Source organism: Leucobacter komagatae, from assembly GCF_006716085.1.
GTDB classification, from domain to species: Bacteria; Actinomycetota; Actinomycetes; order Actinomycetales; family Microbacteriaceae; genus Leucobacter; species Leucobacter komagatae.
Window position 1 is genome coordinate 841,532 of sequence record NZ_VFON01000001.1, and the last position, 26,707, is coordinate 868,238.

The following is a 26,707-nucleotide window of genomic DNA, read 5'->3' on the forward strand; positions in this document are numbered from 1 at the left end:
GCCAGCGCGAGCACGCAGGCGATTCGTCATACACTGGCTAGGTGACTTCGCCAGACGACATGCCTGACAGCCGCCCCCGTTTCGCGGCGCGGTTCGAGGATCGTATGCACCGTCGTCGTGCCAAGCAGGCGGTGAAGCGGGGCAAGACCCCGTCGGTCATCCCCTACATCGGGTACGGAACAACGGAGTGGGTACGCGTACTCGGCCGCGTACTCTACCTGCGCCCCGACACGAGCGAGCACTCGCGGTTCAGGCCTGACGTGCAGGAGGTGTCACGCGTACGCGGGTGGCGCACCTTCACGAGCGTCTACGTGCCGTACCAGCGGGTCACTGTGCTCGTTGACAACGTCCCCGCCGCAGAGGTCGTCGCTGACCGCGGCGGCGTCATCGACTCGATCGTGCGCGTCTCCCTCACCGCAGGGTGGCACACCGTCACACTGCAGGTGAGCGAGGACGAGGCCGCGCACGCGCCCGTGAAGATCGTCGACCCCACGGCGCGCCTCGGCGTGCTGTCGGACGTCGACGACACCGTGCTCATCACGGCGCTCCCGAAGCCGTTCGTTGCGGCATGGAACAGTTTCGTGCTTGACGAGACCGCGCGGCGCGCGACCCCCGGAATGCCCGTGCTCTACGACCGGCTGACGAAGAAACACACGGGCTCGCCCTTCATCTATCTCTCCACCGGCGCGTGGAATGCCGCGCCAGCCCTCTCGCGGTTCCTCGCGCGCAACCTCTACCCGATGGGCCCCCTTCTCCTCACTGACTGGGGCCCCACCCACGACCGCTGGTTCCGCAGCGGCCGCGAGCACAAGCAGCGCGAACTCAAGCGGCTCGCCCGCGAGTTCCCCGGGGTGCGCTGGATCCTCTTCGGTGACGACGGCCAGCACGATGAGGCGCTCTACGCCGAGTTCGCCCGCGACCACCCCGAAAACGTTGCCGCGGTCGCAATCAGACAGCTCTCCGTCGGGCAGGCAGTGCTCGCGGGCGGCCGTTCCAAGGCCAAGCAGCACAAAGACGCCAGCGGAGTTCCCTGGGTGTACGGGCCCGACGGCGCGACGCTGAGCGAGGAGCTCACGAAACTCGGCCTTCTATGAGCGAGTCATCAGCTGCCAGGTGGAAGCGCGCCGAGCAGCGGGTCACCGGCAGGTTCACGACGGCCGAGCGGCCTCCGGCGCTGCAGCTCGCCAAGGCCGGCGGCGCGGCGGTGCTCAGCTGGTTCGTCTGCTTGCTGTTCTTCCCCGGATCGCTGCCGATGTTTGGCGCGATTGCCGCTCTCATCGTCGTGCAGGAGAGCGTCGACCAGTCCCTCACAAAGGGCATTGAGCGCGTCGTCGGCGTGCTCTTCGGGGTGTCGGTCGCGCTCGGCGCGGGTGCGCTGTTCGGGACAAGCTCGTGGCTGTTCATCGCCGCGATCCTCGTCTCCATGGGCGTCGGCTGGCTCCTGCGCATGAGCGCCACCTCGACCAATCAGATCGCGATCTCCGCGATGCTCATGATCGCGCTCGGCGGCTCCGAGATCGGCTACGGCGTCGAGCGGCTCGTCGAGACGGCGATCGGCGCGGCGATCGGGGTCGCGGTGAACGCGATCATCGCGGCGCCGGTGCGCACCGGCGCAATGCACGACGAGATCATCTCGCTCACGGAAAACGCGGCTCGAGCTCTGGATCGGTTGGCGGACGCGCTCGAAACGCCGAGAGACGACGCATGGCTTGAGGACATGCTCGAGTCGGCGCGCGAACTCCACGAGGAGCGCGCGGCGGTGCACGCGGCGCTCCGGCGCGCTCGCGAAAGCCTGCGGCTGAACCCAAGGAGCCGCAGGCACATGCGGCAGCTGCTCGAAGACGACGCCCTGTTCCAGCGGGTGCAGCCGATCGTCACCCAGGTCATCGGCATGTCGCGTGCGCTCTACGATCTCTACGACGCGGAGCTCGTGGAGGATCCGTCGGTCATCGGGATGCGCCGCGAGATTCGGCGCGCCGCTCACGACCTCGCGCTGCTCGGCACGGCGGCCGCCGACGCGGCCAGCGCGACCGAAACGAGCACGGCCCCGGAACCGCCGGCGCTCACTGCGCCGTACACGATTCCGAGGCCGCCACCCAGGCACTGGGTGCTCATCGGGTCACTCATGGAGGATCTCCGCCGCGTGCGCGGCAGGATCACCGGAGAGCTCGACTAGCTAACGAGCGCCGCCTGCACGTCGATGGTAATCGTCACATCGTCGCCGAGCAGGAAGCCGCCCTTTTCGAGGGGCGCGTTCCAGGTGAGGCCGAAGTCCTCGCGCTTCACGACCGACTTCGCGGTGAAGCCCGCCTTGTAGTTGCCGTACGGGTCCTCGCCGAAGCCGCCGAACTCGAAGTCGAACGTGACGGGCTTCGTCACGCCGCGCATGGTGAGGTCACCGTCAACCTTGAAGTCGCCGTCAACAACGCGCACGCCGTTCGAGGTGAAGGTGAGCTGCGGGAACTGCTCAGCCTCGAAGAAGTCGCCGGTGCGGAGGTGGCCGTCGCGGTTCTTCTCGTTTGTGTTCACCGAGACGACCTCTGCGGTTGCGGTAACCGTCGAGTCGAGCGGGTTCTCGCCTGTCACGAAGGTCGCGTCGAAGTCCTCGAACTTGCCCTTCACCTTGCTGATCGCGAGGTGGCGGATCGAGAAGCCGACCTCGGAGTGCGTGGCGTCAATCTTCCAGGTGCCTGCGCGGTAGCCGGGGATCTGATCTGCGGTGAGCGTCATGTGAGATTACCTTTCAAAAACGTGTCCAGCGCCAAGCGTTGTCACTGCTGACTGCCGCTGCTGGTTGCCACTAAGTTGGCGTCCGGGATCTTGCGGACACAGAGAACAACTTACATGCAGACGCATCTATTCCCGGATTCTTGAAAATCTTTTTAGGTGGTGCTGTGCGTGGGCTGGCGGGCGTGCACTGGGCGCCCTGGCGCCCCGGCGTCCTGGCGCCCTGGCACCTGGGCACCCCGCGCGCCGTTCTGACGCTCCGCGGAACAGACGCACCTCAACCTTGGCTCTTAACACCGCCCGCAACCTCCGGCTCTCAAAATCCGGCCCGCGACCTCCGCCCGCAACCTCCGTCCCGCAAATTCTCTATTGCACCCCAAATGTTCCGGGTATTTGGGGCGCAATAGAGAATTCGGGGCGAATGGAGGCGAACGGGGGCGGGACGAGAAACTACCGACACCAGCTCCGGGCGCGAACGAGGCGGGGCGGGAAGGCGCCCACACCAGCTCCGGGTAAACGAGGGCGGGACGGGAAACCGCCGACACCAATTCGGGCGTGCCACCGCCCATGCGTGCGGGCCCAGTGCGCCTAGCCGGGGCGTTGCCTAGCGGGGGCGGCGCTTTGCGCTCGCGCGAGCCCGCTCAACCGTTGGGTCGACGCTGGCTACCGGCTCAAACGAACCGTAGCGGCGCAGCGCGGCCGTCTCGATAAGAAAGTCACTGATGGCCGGGTTCTTCGGCAGCAGCGACCCGTGAAGGTAGCTCCCGATGACGTTTCCGGTGCGCGCGCCCTCAGTCCCGTCGTCGGGGTTGTTGCCCGCGCCCTGCGTCACCCGGCCGAGCGGCTCGGAGGCTTCGCCAAGCACGGTGAAGCCGCTGTGGTTCTCGTAGCCGATGATCTCCCCGAAGTCTGCGGATTCGACGACGACGTTGCCGATCATCCGTTCCGCACCTCCGCGGGTCTCGACGTCGAGCACGCCAATGCCCTCAAGCGTCGCGCCCGAGGCCGTGACGAAGCGGTGGCCAAAGAGCTGGTAGAGGCCGCAGATGACGAGCATGGGAGTTCCCGCATCAGCGAGCTCACGGAACTGCCCGGCCCGGCCCGCGAGGTCCGCCGCGACCCGCGCCTGGCCGGAATCCTGCCCGCCACCGCCGATCACGATGTCGATGTGCTCGGGGAGCTCATCGCCGACATTCAGGTCGATCACGCGCGGCTCGTAGCCGTGAGCGCTGGCCCTGCGGGTGAGCGACAGGATGTTTCCCCGGTCACCGTAGATGTTCATGTCGCGCGGGTAGAGCGAGACGATCACGAGTTCAGGCTTGTCTGACATTAGATCTCCTCCACGTCGGTGATCTCAGAGAGCCGCTTCCGCAGGCCGAGCATCGCAGTGTAGGTGCAGTAGATGCGGCGCGGCCGCCCCTGGGTCTGCGCCCGGAACGAGCTGAGCGCTGCACCGAGGTCTTCTTCCACCGAGCCGACGGGAACGTCGTCGTGTTCGAGCCGCAGCGCCATGTCCCAGGCCCGCGTGCCGGTGACGGTGTCGACTCCCCCGGCGCGGAGGGTTTCAAAGTCGACGTCCCACAGCCACGACATGTCGCGGCCATCAGCGTATTGGTCGTTCACGGCGATCATCACGGCGACGCCCTCAGCGTCAAACGACGCGAGTCCGAGGCGGAACCCGGCGGGGTTTTTCACCAGCACGAGCTCGAGCGGCTGGCCGTCGAGTTCGAGTTTCTCGCCGCGGCCGAACGCCGGGCGCACCGTCGACAGCGCTTCAAGCACCTCGGTCGTGCGAGCGCTCGTGTCGGCCCCCTCCGCGACCGCTCGCTCAAGCACCGCGCGCACGGTGACGAGCGCCGCGGCTGCGTTGTACGTGTTGTAGAGGCCCTCGAGCTGCAACGGCGTCGAGTGCGCCTCGCCGTCAATCAGGAAGGTCGCCGCGTTCTTGCCGAGTTCGAGCAGGGTGACGTCAGCTGCCCCACGGGTGTCGGTGGCTGGGTCGGTGGCAGCGTCCCCAGCAGCCTGGCCCGGCACGACGTGGAAGTCGTCGTCGCCGGGGAATGTGCTGAGGAGCGCGGGCGCGAGGCCGAACTCGCGCACCTCGGGGCCGGATCCTGCCGCGGCGCGCTCGCGGGTGCGGTCGCCGATCTCTGCGATGAGTCGGTCCTCACGGTTCACGACGAGCACGTCGGTCGTCGCGTCGGCGATGCGCTGCAGGTAGCGCGCCGTCGTGTCGATCTCGCCGAAGCGGTCGAGCTGGTCGCGTAGCACGTTGAGGAGCAGCGTGAAGCGCGGCTTCACGCGCTCGATGAAGAACATGGCGTGTGCTTCATCGAGTTCGAGCACCGCGACGTCGGCCTGGAGCTTCCCGGCCGCCGTGCTCTCGCCGATCATCGCCGCGACGACGCCCCGGGAGAAGTTCGACCCTGTCTTGTTCGTGAAGACGGTCAGCCCCTGCGCCTCGAGCATCTCGACGATCATTTTCGTCGTCGTGGTCTTGCCGTTCGTGCCGCTCACGGCGATGACGCCGAGCGGCAGGCGGGCGAGCCCCCGAGCCATGAAGCCGGGGTCGAGCCGCTCGACAACGAGGCCGGGCAGTGCAGAGCCGCCGCCTCGGAGTCGCGCGGCTGCTCGCACCGCTTTACCGACCGCAGCCGAGAAAAAATCACGCATGGATCAAGATTAGTCGCCCAGCAGGTCAGGCCGAACACGGCGCGTGCGTTCGACGCTCTGTTCGTGGCGCCACGCATCGATCGCGGCGTGATTTCCGGAGAGCAGTACGTCGGGCACGCGGCGGCCTCGCCACTCGGCGGGCTTCGTGTAGCTCGGGTACTCGAGGAGCCCCGCCTCGTGCGATTCTTCGACGAGGCTGTCGGGGTTTCCCACGACGCCCGGCAGCAGCCTGCCAATGGCCTCGACCATCGCAATCGAGGCGACCTCTCCCCCATTGAGCACGTAGTCACCGATACTCACGAGCCGAACACGGCCGCGCTCAGCGTACTCTTCGAAGACGCGCTGGTCGATGCCCTCGTAACGGCCGCAGCCGAACACCAGGTGTTGCTCGTGCGCGAGTTCGCGCGCCATCGCCTGGGTAAACACCTCACCTGCGGGTGAGGGGAAGATGATGAGCGGCTCGGCCGCGGGCTCAGCCAGAGGCTGCTCGCCAGCCTCGGAAGCCGCGTCACTACCGGCGCCAGCACCCACGAGGATCCCGTCGAGTGCCGCACCCCACGGCTCCGGCTTCATCACCATGCCGGCACCCCCGCCGGTCGGCGTGTCGTCGACCGTGCGGTGCTTGTCGTGCGCCGAGTCGCGCAGGTCGTGCACGTGCAGGTCGATGAGGCCCCGGTCGCGAGCCTTCCCCATGAGCGAGAGCTCGAGGGCATCGAAGTACCCCGGGAAGATCGTGACGACGTCGATCCTCACGCGCCGGCCCCCGGGTTCTGCGTGCCGTCTTCGATCGCGCCTTCGCCGAACAGGCCGGCCGGAGGGGTCATTGTCACGATCCCGGCCTCGAGGTCGACCGACGGAACGATCGCCTCGACGAACGGAACCAGCACGGTGCCTGTGGGTGTCGCGACGGCGAGCAGATCCTGCGCGGGAAAGTGCTGGATCTCTGCGACGGTGCCAAGTTTCTCGGTACCGCCGTCGTCCGTGGCCTGCACGACGTCGAGCCCGACGAGCTCGTGGGCGTACCACGCGTTCTCCTCGGAGCCGGCGGCAACCTGCTGCTCATCGATCCACAGAATCGCGCGCACGATGCTTTCGGCGGCGGTGCGGTCGGGCACCTCGGCGAAGAAGCCGACGGGCATGCTGTTGAACCACCGCAGCTCGCGAAGCTCGATGGTCTTGCCGAACCACTCCGAGTCCTCAGGGACCTGCAGGTGGAAGGTCGCGCCGGGAACGAAGCGGAGGTCGGGATTGTCCGTGAACATCTCGAGCTTCACGCCGCCCTTGAGCCCGTGGGGCTTCGTCAGTCGTCCGACACGCAAACTCCCCGCCCCGCTAGCGGGACGGGGAGCCTGCGCACGCTTAGGAGCGTCTGCCATATCAGCCGGCCTCAGGTGCGTCGGTATCGACGATATCGACCCTCACGCGCTCACCCGAGGCGAGTGCGGAGATCACGGTTCGGAGCGCCTGAGCGGTTCGGCCGCTGCGGCCAATGACCCGTCCCAGGTCTTCCGGGTGAACGCGGATCTCGAGGGTCTCGCCGCGGCTTCCCGCGCGCTGCTGAATACGCACCTCGTCCGGGTGGTCAACGACCCCACGGACGAGGTGCTCAAGCGCGTCAGCGAGCACCATCTCAGCCAAGAGGCCTAGGCCTCGGTCGACTCAGCAGCGGCTTCCTCAGCCGGTGCCTCGGTCTCGGCGGGAGCCTCAGCGGCCTCCTCGGCAGGAGCCTCTGCCGGCTTCTCAGCCTTGGGGCGAACAACCGACTTCTTCTTGGCGTCAGCCTCGAAAACTTCCTTCGCCTCGGGTGCGAGCACCTTCGACTCGGTCGAGCCCTCACCCGTGAACTTGCCCCAGTCGCCGGTCAGCTTGAGGAGCGCTGCGACCTGCTCAGTCGGCTGTGCGCCAACGCTGAGCCAGTACTGCGCGCGGTCCGAGTTCACCTCGATGAACGAGGGGTTCTCGGTCGGGTGGTACTTGCCGATCTCCTCGATGACGCGGCCGTCGCGCTTGGTGCGCGAGTCTGCAACGACGATGCGGTAGTACGGTGCGCGGATCTTGCCGAGGCGCTTGAGGCGAATCTTGACTGCCATGTGCTGGCTCCTTCAGGTTGGGTTACGTGTGACGCCGCGCAATGTCGCCGGCCACAGGGGCACGGGGCGCGGAAGCCTGGTACGCAAAAGCGAACTAGGCAAGTTTGCCACACTGTCGTCCGAAATGCAATTTTTGTTGGGATCAGGGGTTTTATGGCGTGCTCGCGGGCACCCCCTCACCCCGCAGGCGGCTTAGGCCCCGGAAACGGAGCGCATCCAGGCCTCGATACCGGCCGCGTCAATGGGGAGTGCGTCGGAGATGACCTCGTGCCCGGTCTCGGTCACGACGAGGTCGTCCTCGAGCCGAACACCGATGCCGCGAAGCTCGGGCGGCACCGTTTCATCCCACGAGTGGAAGTAAAGCCCGGGTTCGACGGTGAGCGCCATTCCGGTCTGCACGGTCCCGCCGAGGTAGGTTTCGTAGCGCGACGAGTCGCAGTCGTGCACGTCGAGGCCGAGGTGGTGGCCGACGCCGCACACGATGTAGCGCCGGTGGTGCTGGCCGTCGGCCGAGAGCGCCTCGTCGACGGAGACCGGGAGCATCCCCCAGTCGTGGAGCCCCTCGGCGAGCACCTCCATGCAGGCGGCGTGGAAGTCTGCCCACAGGCGCCCGGGCTGCACGGCCGCGAGGCCTGCCCGGTGCGACTTCTCGACGAGGTCGTGCACCTGGCGCTGAGCGTCAGAGAACGTCCCGCTCGCGGGGAGCGTACGGGTCACGTCGGCGGTGTAGCCGGAGCGCATCTCAACGCCCATGTCGAGCAGCAGCAGTTCCGCGGGATCCACCGCGCCATCGGCGCGAACCCAGTGCAGGATCGGCGCGTGCGATCCTGACCCGACGATCGTCGCGTAGCCGGGGGCCTGGCCAACCGTGCGCGCGTGCCGGTCGAATGTGCCCTGCAGCCAGCGCTCCCCGCCCGCCGCGATGGCGTTCGGGATCTCGCGCGTCACCGCGGCGAAGCCGTCGATCGTGGCGAGGTTCGCGGCGCGCAGCTGCACGATCTCCCAGGCGTCCTTGATCTGGCGCAGCTCCGAGAGCACGGTCGCGAGGCGGGCCGAGCGCGCGCGCCCGCCGAGCGCCGCTCCCGCGCCGCGGGCGACGACCGCGGCGCCCGCGATCAGCGCGTCGTCAGCGACACCAGACTCCGCGAGCTCGCCGATCGGCCGCACAGCGATGTCGAGGGCCGAGGCGACCTCCTCGACGCCCGCGATCGGCCCGACCCAGAGTTCGCCGTGGTTCGCGTCAGCGTGGAAGGCTTTGCTGCCGGGCCGCGCCGGCGGGGTGATGTAGAGCGTCGCGTCGTGACCGCCGGAGACGGGGCGCATGACGAGCACTGCGTCCTCAATCCCGTAGCCCACGGCCCACAGGAAGTCGCTGTCGGCGCGGAACTCGAAGTAGGTGTCGTTCGCGCGCAGCTGCGAGCGGCCCGCCGCAACGACGATCGTGCTCCCGGGCAGCGCAGCAGACAGCCTCGCGCGGTGGTCGGCAGCGGCGCCCGCTGCCCCCTCCTCCACCGGCAGCTCACGCTCGGCGTCGCCCCACCCCTCAGACATCCACGCGCTAAACCCGGTCGCCTCCGTGAGCAGCGGCATGCGCGGGTCGCGGCGGGTCGCGCGGGAGTTCGGCATGCCCGACTCCCAGTCGACGACGTTGACGGTGAGACCGAGGCCGCTGAGCGTAGGGCCAGTCGAGGTCTGGACATCGTGGTGGTGGGTCATGGGTGTTCCTTTCAGGGAGCGTGAGAGGTTGAAAGCGCGGGAGAAAGAAGGCGCGGGGCCGGCAAGCCGCGACGCGACACCCCGGCCCCGCTTCAGCGCGCTAGTCGCGGCTGCGGGCGGTGCCGCCGAGCCGCTGTTCGAGGGCGGCGAAGAGGCGCTCGGCGACGTCTCCGAGCCGCAGCCCATCGTGCTCGAACTCGTTCGTCACCCAGGCGTGCACGCCGCGCACGCGCGACGCGGTGTCGAGCGAGAGCTGGGCGTCAACATACATGTCGTCGTAGTAGACGGCGGCTTCGACGGGCACCTCGTTGCGGGCGAGCCGATCGTGGTCGTACATTGCGATCGGCTGCTCGTTGGCGGCGAGGTGCTCGACCGCCGCCCGGAAGCCCGTGAGCCCCGAGATTTCCTCGAACATCCACGGGAACACGGTCTCGCCGGTGAAGTTGAGCGGCCTGGCCGATTCGGCGAACTCGGGCCGGGACTCACGTTCGCGCTGCGCGGCCCAGGCGCTCGGGCCGGGGCCGTAGATCGCTTCCTGCAGCGCGATGAAGAGCGGGTTTGTGAGGAACGCCGTCTCCGCCTCGACCGTGGCGAGGAACACCTCGGACAGCCGGGTTTCGGCCTCGTCTACGAACGCCTCGTCGAAGATCCAGTGCACGCGGTCAAAGCCGGGCTTCATCCCGAAATCGAGCCCGAGGGTCTGGAGCCGCCGCACGGTGAGTCTGTCGCCGCCGGGCAGCCGCACGTCTTCGCGCTCGAGGAGGTCGGCGACGCGCGCGATCCGCTCAACGAGGTGCGGGTGCCGCTCGCGGAACTGCCGGTTCTTCTCGGCGATGCGCGGGAAGGTGCGCGAGTACACGACCTCGGGGTCGGGGTCGATGCTTGGCAGCCCGCCCGTGATCGCCGACGCGACGATCGACTCGGGGAAGTGCGAGAGGTACTGCAGCGTGAGGAATCCGCCGTAGCTCTGCCCGAGCGTCCACCACTGGCGCCCCGGGAAGTGCGCTTCGCGGAGCGCCTCGAAGTCGCGCACGATCGAGTCCTGGCGGTGGAGCGCGAGGAGGCGCGCCCCCGCTGCCGCGTCGAGCCCGTCGAAGTCGCCCGCGCCGAGCGGGGTCGAGCGGCCCGTGCCGCGCTGATCGGGCAGGATGACGCGGAACTTGGTCACGGCGTCGCCGATCCAGCCGTCGGCGTCGAGCGGTCGGGGTGACTTGCCCCCGGGCCCGCCCTGCAGGAAGACGAGCAGCGGCAGGTCTGCGTCGCGGTTCGCGGCGCTCACGACCTCTCGGGCGAACACGCGGATCGTCTCGCCCTCGGGCTCGTTCCAGTCAAGCGGCACCGTCACCCACAGGTCGCGGGCAACGAGGCGCATTCCAATCGGGTACCAGTCGGTCATTTGCGGGCAGTCCTTACTCTCGAGTCCAACAGCGCGTACAGGGTGTCAACGATCAGGTTCGACAGCACAACGAACAGGCCGCCGAGCAGCACGATGGCGATCACGACGGGGCGATCCTGCATCGCGACGCTCGTCACCGCGAGCGAGCCGACCCCGGGGAGGCCGAACACCTGCTCGATGACGATCACGCCTGCGAGGAGCATACCGATATCAATGCCGAGCTGGGTGACAAGCGGCGGCATCGCCGACCGGAACGCGTGCACGTAGGTGACGCGCCGCTCGGTGAGCCCCTTCGCGCGGGCGGTGCGAATGTAGTCTTGCCCAAGCACGTCGAGCATCTGGCCGCGGGTGAGCCTGGCGTAGACGGCGGCGGTCACGAGCGCGAGCGTCACCCACGGCAGCGCGAGGTGCCAGGCCCACTGGCCGGGGTTTTCGGCGAACGGCACGTACCCTGACGGCGGGAAGAGCGTGACGCCCATCTTCGTCGGCAGGAAGTACAGCGTGTAGAGCGCAATCATGCCGAGCACGAAGGTCGGGAAGCTGATTCCGATGATCGCGAACCCCTGGCCGAGGCGGTCGCGAAGGGTGCCGGGGTTCTTCGCCGAGCCGATGCCGATCGGAATGCCGATCGCGAGCCAGACGATAACGGCCCCAAACACGAGCGACATTGTGACGGGGATGCGCCGTGACAGGAGCTCCCAGACGGGCAGGTTCGAGCGGTACGAGAAGCCGAGGTCGCCCTGCAGGAGGTTTCCGAGGAACATGAAGTACTGCTGGATCATCGGCTTGTCGAGGCCGAGGTTCACGCGGATCTGCTCCATGAGCGCCTCGGTGGCCTTGTCGCCCGCGATGATGCGGGCGGGGTCTGACGGCGAGACGTAGAACAGCACGAACACGAACACGCTCAGCAGGAACAGCACGAGCGCGCCGAAGCCCACCCGTGAAAGGAAATAGCGGATCATGCTTTCTTCCCCTTCGTGGAAGTCGGGTCGAGGGCGTCGCGGAGCCCGTCGCCAAGGAGGTTGAACGCGAGCGTGAGCGCGAGGAGCGCGAGGCCCGGCACGAGCACCATCCACGGCGCGACCATGTACATGGAGCCGTTCGCGGCGTCGGCGAGCATGTTGCCCCAGCTCGGGGTGGGCGGCACGATGCCGAGCCCGAGGAACGAGAGCGTCGCCTCGAACACGACCGCCGCCGGGATACCGAGGGTGGTGTAGACGATGATCGGCACGACGAGGTTCGGGAGTACGTCACGGAACATCATCGAGAAGCGCGACTCGCCGAGCGAGCGGGCCGCCTCAATGTACTCACGCTCGCGGATCGCGAGCACCTGGCCGCGGATCACGCGGGCGAGGCCGGCCCAGCTAAAGAACACGATCACGACGATCGACAGGCCGAGGCTCGGGCCGAGCACGGCGACGAGCGCGATCGCAACGAGCAGGAACGGGACGCTCATGACGAGGTCGATGACGCGGCTGAGCAGCGTGTCGACCCAGCCGCCGAAGAAGCCCGCGGTCGCGCCGATGATGACGCCGATCGCTGACGCGACGAGCGACGCGACGACGCCGACGAGCAGGGAGACGCGCGCTCCGTAAGCGAGGCGCACGAGCACGTCGCGGCCGAGCTGGTCGGTGCCGAGCAGGAACTCGTTGGAGGGCCCGACGGGGATACCCGCGGCCGACAGCCCGGTCTCACGGAACTGCTCGGTCGGCCCGTGCCCCGTCCACTGCGCGATAAGCGGCGCGCAGATCGCGAACAGCACGATGCCGAGGATCACGATGGCCGAGGCGACGCTCGCCGGGTCGCGCACGAGGCGTGCCATCGTGAGCTGCGCCGAGCTCTTCGCCTGGATATCGGCGGCCTTCTGGGCCGCGTAACCGGGCGTCGTGATGAGCTTCGTGTCTTTCGAAAATACGCCGGTCACAGTGCGCCTCCTGACGCCGAGATGAGGGTGCGCTCGCGCTCAACGCGTGGGATCTCCGGGGCGGCCGCCGACAGCAGCTTCTTCGTGAATGCCTGCTGCGGCTGGCCGTAGACGGTCTCAGCGGTGCCGAGCTCGATGATTTTGCCGCCGTCCATGACCGCGATCCGGTCGCAGACGTGCCGTACGACGGCAAGGTCGTGCGAAATGAACAGATACGTGAGGCCGAGCTCGCGCTGGAGCTCGTCGAGCAGGTTGAGCACCTGCGCCTGGATCGACACGTCGAGCGCAGAGACGGGCTCATCGAGGATCACGAGCTCGGGGTTCAGCGCGATCGCGCGGGCAATGCCGATGCGCTGCCGCTGGCCGCCCGAGAACTGCGAGGGGAACCGGTTGTAGTGCTCGGGGTTCAGCCCGACGATCTCCATGAGCTCCTGGACGCGGGCGAGCCTGTCGGCGCCGCTCGCAACCTTGTGAATGCGGAACGGGTCACCGATGATCGAGCCAACCCGACGCTTGGGGTTCAACGATCCGAACGGATCCTGGAACACGACCTGCACCTTGCGGCGCATCTGGCGCCACTCGGCGTCGCTGAGGTCTGCGGTGTCCTGGCCGTCGAAGCGGATCAGGCCCGAGGTCGGCGGGTTCAGCCCGGCGATCGTGCGCGCGAGCGTCGTCTTGCCGCAGCCAGACTCCCCCACGAGGCCGAGGGTTTCGCCCCTGCGCACCTGCACGGAGATGTCATCGAGCACGGTCCGCGGCTCGCCGCGGCGCTGCGCGAACGCGACGGAGAGGTGCTCGACCTCAACGATCGCGTCGTCGCTCGAGGCGATGATCTCGGCGGGCGGCATCTCGGGAGCCGGCGGTTCGACGGGCGGCGTCGTGAGCCAGCAGAGCGACTCGGTGCCGTCGTCGTATTTCTGGAGGGGCGGCGCTTCGCCGCAGATGTCCATCGCGTTCGGGCAGCGGTCGCGGAACACGCACCCCGCGGGCGGCGCGAGCAGGCTCGGCGGGCGACCGCCGATCGGGATCAGGGGCGTTCCGGGCGCGCGGTTAAAGGATGAGGATCGCAGTAGCCCAGCGGTGTAGGGGTGCGCTGGATTGCCGAGCACGTTTTCGCTCGTGCCAACCTCGAGCTTGCGTCCGCCGTACATCACCATGACGCGGTCGGCGACGCGGGAGAGGATGCCGAGGTCGTGGCTGATCATGAGCACCGTCGCGCCGAAGTCCTCACGCATCTCGGCGAGGAGGTCGAGGATCTGAGCCTGGACGGTGGAGTCGAGCGCCGTCGTCGGCTCGTCCGCGATGATGAGCGCGGGGTTCAGGGAGAGGCTCATGGCGATCATGACGCGCTGGCGCATGCCGCCCGAGAACTGGTGCGGATACGCGTCGAAGCGCGCCTGAGCGTCCGGGATCCTGACCTTCTCAAGCAGCTCAATCGCGCGCGCCTTTGCGGCCTCTTTCGAGATCTTCTCGTGGGCGCGGATCTGCTCAACGATCTGCCACCCGATCGTGTACTGCGGGTGCAGGCTCGAGAGCGGGTCCTGGAAGATCATGCTGATCTCGGCACCCCGCTTCTTGCGGAGCCCCTCGGGTGAGAGCGAGAGCAGATCCTCGCCCTTGAACAGGACCTCGCCCGAGCGCTTCGCCTGCGGAATGAGGCCCATGACCGACTGGACGAGCACTGACTTGCCCGAGCCGGATTCGCCGACGATGCCGAAGAACTCGCCCTCGCCGACGGTGAATGAAACGTCTTGCACGGCATGGACCGCGCCGTCTTCTGTCGGAATGTCGATCACGAGATTCCGCACATCGAGTATTGCCACTCGTACTCCCAGGTTGTGGTGTGCAGTGTTGTAACGCGCAGTGTTGTTGTGCGCAGTGTTGTTGTGCGCAGTGTTGTTGTGCCCAGAGAACTACGAACTGTGGGGTGGGCGACGGAGCGTGTGCCCGCCGCCCACCCCACGGCTGAGCGAGTTACTGCTTGAGCCAGACGTTCGTCCAGTCACCGTTCTGGGCGAGCGCGTAGATCTGGAAGTTCTGCACGCGGTCCGAGTGGTAGTTCGCTTTCTTGCGCGACACGATCGAGACGATCGGCGACTCTTCCATGACGGTCTTGTCGACCTCGTGCCAGAGCTTGCCTGCCTCTTCCGGCGTCGCGGCAGCGAGTGCCTGGTCGGCGAGCTCGTTTGCCTTGTCGCTGTTGAAGTCGACGTAGTTGTACGCCTGCGGGGTGCCGTCGAACGAGAACTGCGGCTGGAAGACCGAGCGCGCGGCCCCGCCTACCCAGTCGGGCGACCAGCCAACGAGCGCGACGTCCCACTCGCCACCCGAGGCGTTCTCGCGGTTCGTCATGAAGTTGGCGTAGTAGTCCGTAGGCGGCACGGGGAAGAGCTCAACGGTGATACCAGCGGCCTCGAGGCTCGCCTGCACGGTCTGCGCGATGTCGGGCTGCGTACCGACGTTGCGGTACGGGAACTTCAGGGTGAGGTTCTCAACCCCGGCTTCCTTGAGCAGGGCCTTCGCCTTCTCGGGGTCGGCCTTGCCGCTCTTGTCGCCGTAGAGGCTGAAGTCTTCGTAGCCGTTGATGCCGGGGCCGAAGATACCGTTCGTCACTGAGGCGATGTCTTCGCCGCCCATGACCTGCACGACGGCGGGCTTGTCGATTGCGTACTGGATCGCCTGGCGAACCTCGAGCTTCTTCAGCGCGCCACCGTTGTTGTCCGAGGTGGTGTTGAACCACATGAACTGGTCGATGCCACCGTTCTCCATCGTCGTGAACTTCGTATCGTTCGCGGCGGTGAGCTGCTGGATGTTCGCGGGGCTCGGGCTGAGGTCGAAGAGCAGGTCGGCCGAGCCGGCTTGGAGCTGCTGCATCGCGGCGTCACCCTCGACGCCCATTGTCATCTCGATCTTGTCGACGTACGCCTTGCGCAGCGGGTCGCTGTCGGCGTTCCATGCCTCGTTACGCACGAACTCCCACTTCACGTCAGGGGTGTACGACGCGACGGTGTACGGGCCAGACGAGACGAAGTTCTCCCGGTACTCGGGCGAGTCGGGCAGGTAGTCGAGTACCTCGATGGGCGCGGGGTTCGCGGTCGGCAGGCTGAGCATCGACGTGAAGTCGGAGGCCGGCTCGACGAGCTTGAAGATGACCGTCTGGTCGTCCGGGGTCTCGATGCCCTTGATGTCGTTCGACTCGATGTAGTCCTTCATCGCTGCGGGCTCGGCCGCCACGCCCGCGAAGCCGTCGCAGTACTCGGCCATGCCGTCGATGAGGTTGATGAAGTAGCCACCGAGCGCCGCGCCGATGTGCGGGTTGCAGATGCGTTCGATGCCGCGAGCGACGTCGCCGGCAACAATCGGGCGGGCACCGTCGGGCGCGTTCCAGGTCACGCCATCGCGCAGCTTGATCTCGTAGGTCAGCCCGTCCTCCGACGCGGTGGGTACCTCCTCCGCGAGGTCGCCCGTGAGCGCGATGCGCTCGTCGACGTCGTTCGATGAGACGTAGCTGAGCAGCGAGCGCGAGAGCGACCGCACCACACTGTTCACGGGCACGTAGGCCGTGAGCTGCGGGTCGAGGCGGTCGACGTCGCCGTTCGCGAGCACCTTGAGGGTGCCGCCCGCCTGGGCCTCGCCCCCGCCCGCGCCACCGTCGGCTGAGCCGCCGCTCGCGCACCCGCTGAGCACGAGCATCGCCGCCGCGCCGAGCGCGACGCCTGAGAGTATCTGTTTCCGAGCCATAAGAGTCACCTTTGAATCGCTGAGAGGCTTACGTTGCGCCCGGCGGACGCAATGGATGCGAATCGCAACCTAAGTGCAATTGTACATGTCATGGTGCGCATGTCACACCGACGGGTGATCCTAACCCGGGAATGGCGTAATCACGACAGGGCGCCCCAGCTCCCGCGGCAACCTGGCGGGAACACGCCAACTGGGCTTCCTGGGCGCGCGGCGAGTTGACGCCGCGCTCTGGTTGCACAGCAGTGATCGCCCGATCAGGCGCGGAGCCCAACCAAACAGGGAGCGTGACCGGCTAGCGGTCGAGCCACCACCCGAGCACGAACGGGTACGTGAACATAAAGACGATTCCCGCGCCGATGAGCACACCAGTCCACACGCCAGAGCGGCGACGGAGGCGCCTCCCCTGCGGCGCGACCTGCATCCGCGGGCGGGCCGCGCGCGGGTCGGAGTAGGTCTTCGCCTGGTGCCCGAGCTCCTCACCAATGAGTTCGGCGAAGTAGAGCAGTGCTGCGCTCTCGCGCCTGTCTGAGTGAGCGTGCAGCCGCGTCGACGCGAGCTGTAGGGTGTCGTCGATGACCTCGATGTCCCAGCCGCGACCGTGGTCGATCAGGCAGGCCATGACGTCGGGCGTCAGCAGCTCGAGTGCGTCACGCTCGTACCCCTCGGGCACATATACAGTGAAGAACCTGTCGAAGTCGCCCTCGAGCGAGACACGCTGCGACCCGGGCAGCAGTGACCGCAGGCTCCCGTTGCCCCTGGCGTCGATGACGAGGTGAGGCAGGGCGCGCGGCAGCCGCATCGAGAGGTAGCGGAACCCGTGCCTGGGACCCTTCGGGTCGCTCTTATCTCCCTGAAACGACGCCTTGCCGAACTGCAGCTTCGGTTCGAGGCCGTTCCGCCCAGACCAGAGCACGAACTCGGTGCGAAACAGCGGCTTCGGCGGGGTCGCGTTCACGGGCGGCCTGACCCTTGCGGGGTCGCGCTTACTCGGGAGTCGCTCGGCGAAGAAGATGCCGAGCGTCGGCGACGCGAAACCGAAACGGGAGTAGGTGAGACCCACGCGCCCCGCGAAATCCGAGAACGCGATCGCGCGCTTCGTATCGAGCGGCATCGAGATCAGGATCCACCCGAACAGCCAGAGCAGGATCGCGATGAAGAAGCACACCACCGTTGACAGCGGGCGCACCCATTCGATCCAGCCGGGCAGCTCGATCGCGAACGGCCACTCAAGATTGAGCGCCGACCACAGGATCGTGACGGGCACCGCGAGCACGACGAGGAGCGCGCCGAGCGCTGCCTGCCGGAAGACCTTCGGATCCTCCTCGCGCACCCGCGCCCACGTCACGCGGCCCGGCCACAGCGCTTGGAGCTGCGCGAGCCGCCCGGTGGGGTCGACCGCGCCGAGGCGCTCCGTCACCTAGCGGAGACCGCCGCCGAGCATCTGCTGCAGCTTCTCCATCTCCTCGGGGCTCGGCGCGCTCGCGGCGCCGCCCTTCCCGAGGCCGAAGCCCGACCCGCCCTGCGGCGCCGGCGCCTCGGTCGGTGCGAGCGCGCGCTTCGCCGGGTTGCCCGAGCGCTTCGCGCCCTTACCCTTCTGCTGCTGCTTCTTCTTGCCGCCGTGCCCACCCATGCCCGGGATCGGCCCCATGCCGGGGATCTGCGGCATACCGCCGCGCGCGACGGTCTTCATCATTTTCGCGGCCTGCTCGAAGCGCTGCACGAGCGAGTTCACGTCGGTGACCGTCATGCCGGAGCCCTTGGCGATGCGCAGCCTGCGCGAGCCGTTCAAGATCTTCGGGTTCTCACGCTCCTCCATCGTCATCGACTGGATGATCGCCTCGGTGCGCACGATCTCGCGCTCGTCGAAGTTGTCGAGCTGGTCCTTCATCTTGCCCATGCCCGGGAGCATGCCCATCATTTTCTTGATGGAGCCCGCGCCGCGAAGCTGCTGCATCTGGCCGAGGAAGTCGTTGAGTGTGAACGCGTCTTTCGCGATCTTCTCGGCGACCTTCTTCGCTTCCTCCTCATCGAACGCGGTCTGCGCCTGCTCGATGAGGGTGAGGATGTCGCCGAGGTCAAGGATGCGGCTCGCCATGCGGTCGGGGTGGAACGGCTCGAAGTCGTCGAGGCCCTCACCGGTTGATGCGAACAGGATCGGGCGGCCCGTCACGCCACGGATCGACAGCGCGGCGCCGCCGCGCTGGTCGCCATCGAGCTTCGTGAGCACAACGCCGGTGAAGTCGACGCCCTCCTGGAAGGCCTGCGCGGTCGCGACGGCGTCCTGGCCGATGAGCGAGTCGATGACGAAGAGCACCTCGTCGGGGTCGATGGCCTTGCGGATATCTGCTGCCTGCTTCATGAGCTCGGCATCGACGCCGAGTCGGCCCGCGGTGTCAACGATCACGAAGTCGTGCTGCTGACGCTTTGCCTCGGCCACGCCGTTCTTCGCAACCTTCACGGGGTCACCGACGCCATTGCCGGGCTCGGGCGCGAAGATCGCAACGCCAGCCTGCTCGGCGACGACACCGAGCTGCGTGACGGCGTTCGGGCGCTGGAGGTCACACGCGACGAGCAGCGGCGTGTGGCCCTGGTTCTTCAGCCACTTCGCGAGCTTGCCCGCGAGCGTCGTCTTACCCGCACCCTGGAGGCCAGCGAGCATGATGACCGTGGGCGGGTTCTTCGCGAACTGCAGCCGACGCTGGTCGCCTCCGAGCACCTCGACGAGCTCCTCGTTGACGATCTGCACGACCTGCTGCGCCGGGTTGAGCGCGCGGTTGACCTCGTCGCCGAGGGCACGCTCGCGCACCTTGCCGGTAAAGTCCTTGACGACGTCGAGCGAGACGTCAGCCTCGAGCAGGGCGCGACGAATCTCGCGGACGGTGCCGTCAACGTCTGCCGCTGAGAGCTTGCCCTTCGAGCGGAGATTCTTGAAGGTGTCGGTAAGCCGCGAGGAGAGGGTGCCGAAAGTAGCCATAGTGCGAACAGTCTACCGCGCTCGGACAGGCCGGGCGCCCTCTCCCCCGCGGGTTTACTCGTATTCGTAGAAGCCGCGCCCCGCACCCTTCCCGAGATACCCCTTGTCGATGTAGTCGCGCTTGATGATCTCGGCGAACTCGCGCTTGATCGGGTCGTCACTGTTGACGTTGAGATAGTAGGGCGTCATCATGCCAACGACGTCAAAGATCTGGAACGGGCCAGAGGGCGCGCCCGTAGCGATGCGCCAGGTACTGTCGATGTCTACCGGGGTCGCGACGCCCTTCACGAACAGCTCACTCGCGGCCGAGAGGAACGGCACGAGCAGCGAGTTCAGTACGTAGCCGGGCTGCTCCTTGTGGATGCGGACGGGGACCATGCCGATCTCCTCCGCGAACTCCGCAACGGCCTCAAACGCGGCCGGGTCGGTCCCCTCGTGGCCCATGACCTCGCCGACGTTGAACTTCCAGACCTCGTTGGCGAAGTGCAGGGCGAGGAACTTCTCGGGGCGGCCGGTAAACGGCGCGATGTCGCTCGGGAGCAGGGTCGACGAGTTCGTCGCGAAGATGGTGTGGGCCGGGGCGACCGCGGCGACAGCTTCCCAGGTCTGCTGCTTGACGTCCAGGCGCTCGGGCACGGCCTCGATCACGATGTCGGCGTCCTTCATCGCGTCGGCGAGGTCGGCAGTCGCGCGGATGCGGGCCGCCGCTGCGTCGAGCTTCTCATCGGTCGCGTCCGCGATGTCGCGGCGGTAGGCGGCCTTCAGGTATTCCCAGCGCTCGGGCAGCTTGGCGAGAATCTCGTCGTTGATGTCGTACGCGACGACGTCCTTGCCCATATACGCGGACTGGAAAATGATCTGCGAACCAAGGACACCAGTGCCGAGGACGGTGACATGTTGCATAGGAATAGCCTTTCTCGAGAGGCACCCCGTACGTTCGGGGCGCATTCCGGTCCGGCGGCCGCATGCATTGGCCGGCCGTCAGGCCTTATTCATAAGCGTAACAAAGCGGCCGCCGAAGTGTACGGGGTTTCGCTCCGAGCACAGCGCGCGATGACCCCGCGGAGCGAGCCAGCCCCGCAGGGCACGCCAGCCCCACGGAACACACCAGCCCTACGGCACGAGCTGTGCAGCGAACACGTGCGGGGTGAAGCCGGTGAGGTCGCCGATGCCCTCGCCCTGGCCGACGAGCTTAATCGGCAGCTTCGTATGCTCTTGCACGGCGAGCACGAACCCGCCCTTCGCCGAACCGTCTAGCTTCGTGAGCACGAGCCCGGTCACGCCGGCATGCTCGATGAAGGCCTGCGCCTGCGCGAGCCCGTTCTGGCCGGTCGTCGCGTCGAGCACGAGCAGCACCTCCGACACGGGCGCGAGCTTCTCGATCACGCGCCGAATCTTGCCGAGCTCGTCCATGAGCCCGCCCTTCGTCTGCAGCCTGCCCGCGGTGTCGATGATCGCGATGTCGAGCTCTTCGTCGATCGCGCGCTGCACGGTCTGGAACGCGACGGACGCCGGATCCTGCCCCTGCTGCTGCGGCTTCACGATCGCGACGCCCGCGCGCTCGGCCCAGGTCGCGAGCTGCTCGACGGCGGCGGCGCGGAAGGTATCCGCCGCGCCAACGATGATCTTCTTGTCGAAGCGCGTCAGGTAGTTCGAGAGCTTGCCGATCGTCGTGGTTTTGCCGACGCCGTTCACGCCGACAACGAGGATCACGGCCGGCCGGTCGATGAGCTTCAGCGTCGGGTCGAAGGCGGCGAGGCGCTCCTCGAGCACCTCACGCAGGATCCGCTTGAGCTCCTTCACCTCGCTCACCCGGTGCCGCTCGACGGAGCCACGTACCTCTTCCAGAATCGAGTCCGCAATCTCGGGGCCGAAGTCCGCGGTGATGAGCGCGGTCTCAATATCGTCCCAGGTCTCATCGGTGATGGTCTCAGACCCCCCACCGAACACATTGCGAAACGCGCGCGCAAACGACCATGCCTTTTCTGCCATAGCTCAAGACTACCGACAAGAACCGCCGCGGCTGACGGTCGCGCGATGTTGCGTATCGGCAACGATGGAACCGCAACGCCGACAAACTCGCGCCGGCCGCGCACGTGCCTTGTATATTCATCGGTGACAGCAATGATGCTTCGACCAACGCGCAGGTGGCAACGCGCGGACCAATGGAGGTCAAGTGAACCACGGAAGAATTATCAGGGGGGCGCCGCTGCGCGCCCCGGCGATTGCGCTGCTCGCGATCGTGCTCAGCTTCTTTGCGCTCTCGTTCCAGGTCGCGCCAGCCCACGCGGCGACGTGCGTGCCTGACGAAACGACGGGCTGCATCCAGGGCATCGTCAAGCTCAGCACTGGGGAACCCGCGGAGGGCGTCTCGCTGACAATGTCAGGCAAGGGAGCCTCGGGGACGAACGCGGCAGCCGAGAGCACCGCGACCGACGCGAACGGCCGCTGGTCGTTCCCGGTCACGAAGGCAGGCGAGTACACCGTCACCATCGACGGCGCGACGCTTCCCGACGGCCAGTTCCCGAAGGCGACGGACACCCGTAAGGTCAGGGTGGCGCTGTTTGAGTCGGCGAGCGCGCTCTTCCCGCTCACCGACGACCCAGCAGCGGCGGCCCAGCCGGCGGCACCGGGCGGAGGCGAGTCCGACGGCGGTACGAGCGCCGAGACAGACGGTGGCAGCGGCACCGGCGCAGACGCAGGCTCCGACACTGGTAGCGGCACAAGCACCGACACCGCTACCGAAGCCACGCCCGGCGCTTCGAACAGCTTCTCCTGGCCGAGGTTCTGGCAGCAGGCAGCCTCGGGGCTCCGCATGGGCCTCCTCCTCGCGCTCGGCGCAGTGGGCCTGTCGCTCGTGTTCGGCACGACCGGGCTCTCAAACTTCGCGCACGCCGAGATGCTGTCGATGGGCGGCATTCTCGCGTTCCTCGCGATGCAGCTCACCGGCAACATCTGGTTGTCTGGCGCGATCGTCGTGATCGTCATGGCCGCGTTCGGTTGGTTCCAGGACGCGGTGCTGTGGAAACCGCTGCGCAAGAAGCGGCTGAGCCTCACGCAGATGATGATCGTCTCGATCGGATTCTCGATCGTGCTGCAGAACATCTTCCAGTTCTTCTTCGGCGCGAACATCCTGCGTATCGACCCGTCGACGCCGAAGACCGTGACGCTCCTCGGCGTAACGCTCACCGTGCAGTCCTACATCGCGATGGGCATCGCCCTCGTTGCCATCATCGCGGTCGCACTCGTGATGAAGTACACGCGCTTCGGCAGGGCGACGCGCGCGGTCGCAGACAACCGGCCGCTCGCGGAGGCCTCCGGGATCGACGTGGATCGCGTGATCCGCTCAGTCTGGACGGTCGGCGTCGCGCTCGCTGGCCTCTCCGGCGTGCTGCTCGGCCTCGTGCTCAACGGCATCGCGTGGAACACGGGCTGGCACTACCTGCTCCTGCTGTTCGCCGCGGTGATCCTCGGCGGGATCGGTACGACCTTCGGCGCCATCGTCGGCGCGCTCATCATCGGCCTCGTCATCGAGATGGCGAACATCTGGCTGCCCGGCGACCTCAAGCACGCTGCGGCGCTGCTCATCCTTATCGTGGTGCTGCTGGTGAGGCCGCAGGGCCTCTTCGGGCGCAAGGAACGGATCGGATAACCCATGGACTTTTGGACCGGACTCCTGCAGGCAATGCTGCAGACTGCGCTCTCCCCCGTCACCGCGGCCTTCGTCATCGCGGCCATCGGGCTGAACATCCACTTCGGCTTCACCGGACTCATGAATATCGGCCAGGCGGGCTTCATGCTCGTCGGCGGGTACGGCTTCGTCATTTCGGTGATGAACGGGGTCGGGCTGTTCCCCGCGATCCTTATCTCGATGGCGGCATCGGCGCTCTTCGCGCTGCTGCTCGGGATCCCGACCGTGAAATTGCGCGGCGACTATCTCGCGATCGTGACGATCGGCGCGGCCGAGATCCTGCGCATGACGGCGCGGCTCGCGAATATCAGTCACATCACGGGCGGACCGAGCGGGATCCAGAGCACCCGCTTCCGCGAGCAGCTCAACGCGCTGTCGCCGCTGCCGGAGGGGCGCACGACGTTCCTCGGGCTGAACTACTTCAATACCGGCGTCGACGACTGGTGGTCGCGCATCGTTGCCTGGGCGCTTGTCGCGCTCTTCCTGCTCATCACCTGGTTGCTCATCCGAAGCCCGTGGGGGCGCGTCTTGAAGGGCATTCGCGAGGACGAAGACGCGGTTCGCAGCCTCGGCAAGAGCCCGTTCTCGTACAAGCTGCAGGCGCTCATCATCGGCGGCGTCATGGGTGGGTTCGGCGGCATCATCATGTCGCTTCCCGCAACGATTAACCCCGACGGCATGTCGCGCGCGACGACCTTCAATATCTGGATGATCCTGCTGCTCGGCGGCGCTGCGACGATCCTTGGCCCGCTCCTCGGCGCGATCCTCTTCTTCGTCGTGCGGCTCGTCATCACGAGCGTCGCTTCGGAGTTCGTGCCGGCGAGCATGCTCAACGCACAGCAGGCTGAGATCCTCGCGTGGATACTCATCGGCCTCATGCTCATGCTGCTCGTCATATTCAGACCGCAGGGCATCCTCGGCAATAGGAAGGAGTTGGCCTTCAATGACTAGTTACCCCTACGACCGGAATGAGCTGCGCGCGAGCCTTGCAGGGCTCGAACAGCGACCCGGCACCCCGAAGCCAGACCCGATCTTGGTCGCCGACAATGTCGTACGCCGATTCGGTGGCATGACGGCTGTCGACGTCGATCACGTCGAGGTGCAGCGCGGCGCGATCACGGCCCTCATCGGGCCGAACGGCGCGGGCAAGACGACATTCTTCAACCTGCTCACGGGCTTCGACAAGCCGACGCCCGCGACCGGGCGTGAGAAGGCGAGCTGGGCGTTTGACGGCAAGTCGTTCAGCCGCACGAGCGCGACGCGCGTTGCCCGTTCGGGCATGATCCGCACGTTCCAGCTGACGAAGGCACTCACTCGCATGACCGTCCTCGAGAACATGCTCATCGGCGCTGCGAACCAACCGGGAGAGAACCTGTTCGTCGGGCTCGTGAAGCCGCTCTGGGCGAAGCGCGAGCGGGAGAACATCGAGCGCGCGGAGGATCTGCTGCGCCGCTTCAAGCTTGACGCGAAGCGCAACGACATGGCGGGCGGCCTCTCGGGCGGCCAGAAGAAGCTGCTCGAGATGGCGCGGGCGCTCATGTCGAACCCGTCGATGATTATGCTCGACGAGCCGATGGCCGGAGTGAACCCCGCGCTCACGCAGAGCTTGCTCGAGCACATCGAGCAGTTGCGCGACGACGGCACCACGGTGCTGTTCGTCGAGCACGACATGCACATGGTGCGGCACATCTCGGACTGGGTGATCGTGATGGCTCAGGGCCGGATCATCGCGGAGGGGCTCCCCGAAGACGTCATGACGAGCCCCTCGGTGATCGACGCGTACCTCGGAGCGCACCACGACCAGGATCTGGGCGAGGTCATCAACACGCAGATGATGCAGGCGATCGAGGAAGAGATCAAGGAGGAGGCGCGATGACCGAGACACTCGCCACGCCAACGGGCGGAGTCACTGTGCCCGCCGGAGAGCTCGTGCTCAACGCGACGGACCTCGTCGCGGGGTACCTTCCCGGCATCAACATTCTCAACGGCTGCAACATCGCGGCGCACCGGGGCGAGCTCGTCGGCATCATTGGGCCGAACGGCTCCGGGAAGTCGACGCTACTCAAGTCCCTCTTCGGCCTCGTCGACATTCGCGACGGTGCGGTCGTGCTCAACGGGGAGGACGTCACGAAAGCCAAGACGACCGAGCTCGTGCGTAAGGGAGTCGGCTTCGTTCCGCAGACCAACAACGTGTTTCAGACCCTCTCGATCGAAGAGAACCTGCAGATGGGCCTGTTCCTCAACCCCAAACGGTTCGCGAGCCGCGTCGCCGAGATCTGGGACCTGTTCCCGATGCTCGCGGACCGCCGCAAGCAGCTCGCCGGGTCGCTGTCGGGCGGCGAGCGACAGTCCGTCGCGATGGCGCGCGCGCTCATGACGGAGCCGAGCGTGCTGCTGCTCGACGAACCGAGCGCGGGGCTCTCCCCGGTGCGACAGGACGAGACTTTCATTCGCACCCGGCAGATCAACCAGACGGGCGTGACGATCGTGATGGTCGAGCAGAACGCTCGCCGCTGCCTGCAGATTTGCGATCGCGCATACGTGCTGGATCAGGGCACGAACGCGCATCAGGGCACGGGCAGGGAACTCGCGAACGATCCCAAGGTGATTGAGCTGTATCTGGGGACCCTCGCGACCGAGGTCGACGCGAAGCGAGCCGAGACCGGCGGGGTCCAGGTGCAGCCCTCGGAGGAGGATCGGGCGTAGGGCGGCCAGGCGTAGGGTGGCCAGGCAAAGGCTGTTGGGTGGAGGGGGTTGGGAGTTGGGCTCCGTGGGCGGCGCCCAACTGGCGGGGCTGGGTCGAGGCCCTTGGCGCCCGCCCGCTCGGCCCCTCGCCCGCCCGCCCGCCCCTCGTCCGCCCGCTCGGCCCCTCGCCCGCCCGCCCGCCCGCCCGCCCGCCCCTACGCGGGCTCCTCGAGCCATTCCTTCCACAACGGAAGAGCCGCCGCCTGATAGCCACTCATTGCAGCGATCAGCTCTGTCCGAGCGGCGCTTGGCATGAGCTGATCTGGAAGCACCGGGTCGCGAAGGATCAGAGTGATCGTGTCTCGCCCGAGAAGCAGGGTCTCTCGCACTGCTGCATCCCGACCCATTGAGTCGAGCCGCGCCAAGCTCTGAGCAATCTCGGCGCGGCGCCCCGCAAGTGCCCTCTGTATCCCATCAATATCCCAGAGGCTCGCGGCTCGCGCGTACAGCTCACTGTCAAACGGCCCGGCAAGAAAGACGGACGCGCCCGAGGAGAGGCCGATTCCGCGCAGCGCCGCCGCCGTCGCTTTCGCGCCACCCGGACGGTTGTTGGGCCGCACCTGGAGCCCGTTGCCGAGTGCACGGAACCCAGAGAGACTCAGCGCCCGCTGGTGGGTTCGCCACGCAACCTTGTCAGACCGCAGCACGTCGCCGTCGTGTACTGCGACCCAGTCGCCCTCCCAGTCCACGAGTTCCTCCCCGTGCCTGCGCCACGCGGCGACACGCTGCGAGAGCTCCGAAGGGTCCGAAGGCGGCGCGTACACGCCCCGCCGCACGCGGCGCAGCTTGCCCTCCGCGACGAGTCGAGTGAGTGTGACGCGCACAGTTGTGCCGCCGACGCCGAACACCGCTCCCGCTCGGCAGAGCCCCGCGACGTTGGCCTCTCCCCCGTGGGTGCCGAGGAGGTCAAGCAGCAGGGAAGGAGCCGAAAGTGCCATGCCTCTTTGTTACATGACATGGATACCGTTGCGCAACATTTGAATGATGCGTAGCGTGCTGAGCAGCCGAGCATCAGCGAGCTGCACAGGAG

General features: G+C 67.1%; 24 protein-coding genes. 6 read left to right on the forward strand and 18 right to left on the reverse strand.

Going from position 1 to position 26,707, the window contains the following annotated elements:
* The first annotated feature begins 41 nt into the window (after nucleotides 1-41).
* Together FB468_RS03895 and FB468_RS03900 are read left to right on the forward strand one after the other, a co-directional pair.
* A complete protein-coding gene (locus tag FB468_RS03895) occupies nucleotides 42-1,094 on the forward strand; it encodes an App1 family protein phosphatidate phosphatase (RefSeq protein ID WP_246055739.1) in 1,053 nt (350 codons plus the stop codon).
* Nucleotides 1,091-2,176, forward strand: a complete 1,086-nt coding sequence (locus FB468_RS03900; protein WP_141886178.1) for an FUSC family protein — start codon at nucleotides 1,091-1,093, stop codon at nucleotides 2,174-2,176. Before FB468_RS03895 ends, FB468_RS03900 begins: the two co-directional genes overlap by 4 nt.
* Here FB468_RS03900 and FB468_RS03905 read toward each other — a convergent pair.
* From FB468_RS03905 to ftsY, 17 genes are all read right to left on the reverse strand, one after another.
* Complete coding sequence (locus tag FB468_RS03905; protein ID WP_141886179.1) at nucleotides 2,173-2,730, reverse strand: YceI family protein; 558 nt, start codon at nucleotides 2,728-2,730, stop codon at nucleotides 2,173-2,175. The genes FB468_RS03900 and FB468_RS03905 overlap by 4 nt on opposite strands.
* Nucleotides 2,731-3,331: 601 nt before the next feature.
* Nucleotides 3,332-4,057 carry a type 1 glutamine amidotransferase gene (locus FB468_RS03910; RefSeq protein ID WP_141886180.1) on the reverse strand — a complete coding sequence of 242 codons (726 nt, stop codon included), beginning with the start codon at nucleotides 4,055-4,057 and terminating at the stop codon, nucleotides 3,332-3,334.
* Nucleotides 4,057-5,400 (reverse strand): Mur ligase family protein, encoded by a 1,344-nt coding sequence (locus FB468_RS03915; RefSeq protein WP_141886181.1) that lies wholly within the window; start codon nucleotides 5,398-5,400, stop codon nucleotides 4,057-4,059. The genes FB468_RS03910 and FB468_RS03915 overlap by 1 nt, the downstream gene beginning before the upstream one ends.
* 9 nt (nucleotides 5,401-5,409) lie before the next feature.
* Nucleotides 5,410-6,153 carry a tRNA (guanosine(37)-N1)-methyltransferase TrmD gene (trmD, locus tag FB468_RS03920; RefSeq protein WP_141886182.1) on the reverse strand — a complete coding sequence of 248 codons (744 nt, stop codon included), beginning with the start codon at nucleotides 6,151-6,153 and terminating at the stop codon, nucleotides 5,410-5,412.
* A complete protein-coding gene (rimM, locus tag FB468_RS03925; protein ID WP_141886183.1) occupies nucleotides 6,150-6,776 on the reverse strand; it encodes a ribosome maturation factor RimM in 627 nt (208 codons plus the stop codon). Before rimM ends, trmD begins: the two co-directional genes overlap by 4 nt.
* A gap of 1 nt (nucleotide 6,777) precedes the next feature.
* On the reverse strand, nucleotides 6,778-7,026 hold the full coding sequence (locus tag FB468_RS03930) for an RNA-binding protein (protein ID WP_141888115.1): 249 nt from the start codon (nucleotides 7,024-7,026) through the stop codon (nucleotides 6,778-6,780).
* 17 nt (nucleotides 7,027-7,043) lie between these two features.
* On the reverse strand, nucleotides 7,044-7,490 hold the full coding sequence (gene rpsP / locus FB468_RS03935) for a 30S ribosomal protein S16 (protein WP_141886184.1): 447 nt from the start codon (nucleotides 7,488-7,490) through the stop codon (nucleotides 7,044-7,046).
* 192 nt (nucleotides 7,491-7,682) lie between these two features.
* Complete coding sequence (locus FB468_RS03940) at nucleotides 7,683-9,206, reverse strand: aminopeptidase P family protein (RefSeq protein ID WP_246055740.1); 1,524 nt, start codon at nucleotides 9,204-9,206, stop codon at nucleotides 7,683-7,685.
* 100 nt (nucleotides 9,207-9,306) lie between these two features.
* Entirely contained in the window at nucleotides 9,307-10,602 is a 1,296-nt protein-coding gene (locus FB468_RS03945) for an alpha/beta fold hydrolase (RefSeq protein WP_141886185.1), read from the reverse strand.
* Complete coding sequence (locus FB468_RS03950; protein ID WP_141886186.1) at nucleotides 10,599-11,564, reverse strand: ABC transporter permease; 966 nt, start codon at nucleotides 11,562-11,564, stop codon at nucleotides 10,599-10,601. Before FB468_RS03950 ends, FB468_RS03945 begins: the two co-directional genes overlap by 4 nt.
* The gene (locus FB468_RS03955) at nucleotides 11,561-12,526 is read right to left on the reverse strand and encodes an ABC transporter permease (protein WP_246055741.1); all 966 of its coding nucleotides are present in this window, start codon (nucleotides 12,524-12,526) and stop codon (nucleotides 11,561-11,563) included. Before FB468_RS03955 ends, FB468_RS03950 begins: the two co-directional genes overlap by 4 nt.
* Nucleotides 12,523-14,349: an ABC transporter ATP-binding protein gene (locus tag FB468_RS03960; RefSeq protein ID WP_141886187.1), complete on the reverse strand. Its 1,827-nt coding sequence runs from the start codon at nucleotides 14,347-14,349 to the stop codon at nucleotides 12,523-12,525. The genes FB468_RS03955 and FB468_RS03960 overlap by 4 nt, the downstream gene beginning before the upstream one ends.
* A 151-nt stretch (nucleotides 14,350-14,500) precedes the next feature.
* Nucleotides 14,501-16,267 (reverse strand): ABC transporter substrate-binding protein, encoded by a 1,767-nt coding sequence (locus tag FB468_RS03965; RefSeq protein ID WP_141886188.1) that lies wholly within the window; start codon nucleotides 16,265-16,267, stop codon nucleotides 14,501-14,503.
* A 292-nt stretch (nucleotides 16,268-16,559) separates the two neighbouring features.
* The gene (locus tag FB468_RS03970; protein ID WP_141886189.1) at nucleotides 16,560-17,684 is read right to left on the reverse strand and encodes a hypothetical protein; all 1,125 of its coding nucleotides are present in this window, start codon (nucleotides 17,682-17,684) and stop codon (nucleotides 16,560-16,562) included.
* The gene (ffh, locus tag FB468_RS03975) at nucleotides 17,685-19,241 is read right to left on the reverse strand and encodes a signal recognition particle protein (RefSeq protein ID WP_141886190.1); all 1,557 of its coding nucleotides are present in this window, start codon (nucleotides 19,239-19,241) and stop codon (nucleotides 17,685-17,687) included. It abuts the gene before it with no gap.
* Between the two features lie 54 nt (nucleotides 19,242-19,295).
* Nucleotides 19,296-20,144 carry a 3-hydroxyacyl-CoA dehydrogenase gene (locus tag FB468_RS03980; RefSeq protein WP_141886191.1) on the reverse strand — a complete coding sequence of 283 codons (849 nt, stop codon included), beginning with the start codon at nucleotides 20,142-20,144 and terminating at the stop codon, nucleotides 19,296-19,298.
* A gap of 210 nt (nucleotides 20,145-20,354) precedes the next feature.
* Nucleotides 20,355-21,233: a signal recognition particle-docking protein FtsY gene (gene ftsY / locus FB468_RS03985; protein WP_141886192.1), complete on the reverse strand. Its 879-nt coding sequence runs from the start codon at nucleotides 21,231-21,233 to the stop codon at nucleotides 20,355-20,357.
* A 184-nt stretch (nucleotides 21,234-21,417) separates the two neighbouring features.
* Between ftsY and FB468_RS03990 the strand changes: the two genes are divergently transcribed.
* The 4 genes from FB468_RS03990 to FB468_RS04005 are packed head-to-tail and all read left to right on the forward strand — an operon-like array spanning nucleotide 21,418 to nucleotide 25,638.
* Nucleotides 21,418-22,893, forward strand: a complete 1,476-nt coding sequence (locus FB468_RS03990; RefSeq protein WP_246055742.1) for a branched-chain amino acid ABC transporter permease — start codon at nucleotides 21,418-21,420, stop codon at nucleotides 22,891-22,893.
* Nucleotides 22,894-22,896: 3 nt separating this feature from the next.
* Entirely contained in the window at nucleotides 22,897-23,883 is a 987-nt protein-coding gene (locus FB468_RS03995) for a branched-chain amino acid ABC transporter permease (RefSeq protein ID WP_141886193.1), read from the forward strand.
* Nucleotides 23,876-24,808 (forward strand): ABC transporter ATP-binding protein, encoded by a 933-nt coding sequence (locus FB468_RS04000; protein WP_141886194.1) that lies wholly within the window; start codon nucleotides 23,876-23,878, stop codon nucleotides 24,806-24,808. Before FB468_RS03995 ends, FB468_RS04000 begins: the two co-directional genes overlap by 8 nt.
* Nucleotides 24,805-25,638, forward strand: coding sequence for an ABC transporter ATP-binding protein (locus tag FB468_RS04005; protein ID WP_141886195.1), 834 nt, complete (start codon nucleotides 24,805-24,807; stop codon nucleotides 25,636-25,638). The genes FB468_RS04000 and FB468_RS04005 overlap by 4 nt, the downstream gene beginning before the upstream one ends.
* Before the next feature lie 194 nt (nucleotides 25,639-25,832).
* Here the strand turns inward: FB468_RS04005 and FB468_RS04015 are convergent, their stop codons facing one another.
* Nucleotides 25,833-26,615, reverse strand: a complete 783-nt coding sequence (locus FB468_RS04015) for a type IV toxin-antitoxin system AbiEi family antitoxin domain-containing protein (protein WP_141886197.1) — start codon at nucleotides 26,613-26,615, stop codon at nucleotides 25,833-25,835.
* Nucleotides 26,616-26,707 lie beyond the last annotated feature (92 nt).

Coding starts and splice junctions, on each gene's coding strand:
- FB468_RS04005 (WP_141886195.1), top strand. CDS start 24,805: ATGACCGAGACACTCGCCACGCCAACGGGCGGAGTCACTGTGCCCGCC.
- ffh (WP_141886190.1), bottom strand. CDS start 19,241: ATGGCTACTTTCGGCACCCTCTCCTCGCGGCTTACCGACACCTTCAAG.
- ftsY (WP_141886192.1), bottom strand. CDS start 21,233: ATGGCAGAAAAGGCATGGTCGTTTGCGCGCGCGTTTCGCAATGTGTTC.
- FB468_RS03980 (WP_141886191.1), bottom strand. CDS start 20,144: ATGCAACATGTCACCGTCCTCGGCACTGGTGTCCTTGGTTCGCAGATC.
- rimM (WP_141886183.1), bottom strand. CDS start 6,776: ATGGCAGACGCTCCTAAGCGTGCGCAGGCTCCCCGTCCCGCTAGCGGG.
- FB468_RS03940 (WP_246055740.1), bottom strand. CDS start 9,206: ATGACCCACCACCACGATGTCCAGACCTCGACTGGCCCTACGCTCAGC.
- rpsP (WP_141886184.1), bottom strand. CDS start 7,490: ATGGCAGTCAAGATTCGCCTCAAGCGCCTCGGCAAGATCCGCGCACCG.
- FB468_RS03910 (WP_141886180.1), bottom strand. CDS start 4,057: ATGTCAGACAAGCCTGAACTCGTGATCGTCTCGCTCTACCCGCGCGAC.
- FB468_RS03900 (WP_141886178.1), top strand. CDS start 1,091: ATGAGCGAGTCATCAGCTGCCAGGTGGAAGCGCGCCGAGCAGCGGGTC.
- FB468_RS03945 (WP_141886185.1), bottom strand. CDS start 10,602: ATGACCGACTGGTACCCGATTGGAATGCGCCTCGTTGCCCGCGACCTG.
- FB468_RS03995 (WP_141886193.1), top strand. CDS start 22,897: ATGGACTTTTGGACCGGACTCCTGCAGGCAATGCTGCAGACTGCGCTC.
- FB468_RS03965 (WP_141886188.1), bottom strand. CDS start 16,267: ATGGCTCGGAAACAGATACTCTCAGGCGTCGCGCTCGGCGCGGCGGCG.
- FB468_RS03905 (WP_141886179.1), bottom strand. CDS start 2,730: ATGACGCTCACCGCAGATCAGATCCCCGGCTACCGCGCAGGCACCTGG.
- FB468_RS03950 (WP_141886186.1), bottom strand. CDS start 11,564: ATGATCCGCTATTTCCTTTCACGGGTGGGCTTCGGCGCGCTCGTGCTG.
- FB468_RS04015 (WP_141886197.1), bottom strand. CDS start 26,615: ATGGCACTTTCGGCTCCTTCCCTGCTGCTTGACCTCCTCGGCACCCAC.
- FB468_RS04000 (WP_141886194.1), top strand. CDS start 23,876: ATGACTAGTTACCCCTACGACCGGAATGAGCTGCGCGCGAGCCTTGCA.
- FB468_RS03915 (WP_141886181.1), bottom strand. CDS start 5,400: ATGCGTGATTTTTTCTCGGCTGCGGTCGGTAAAGCGGTGCGAGCAGCC.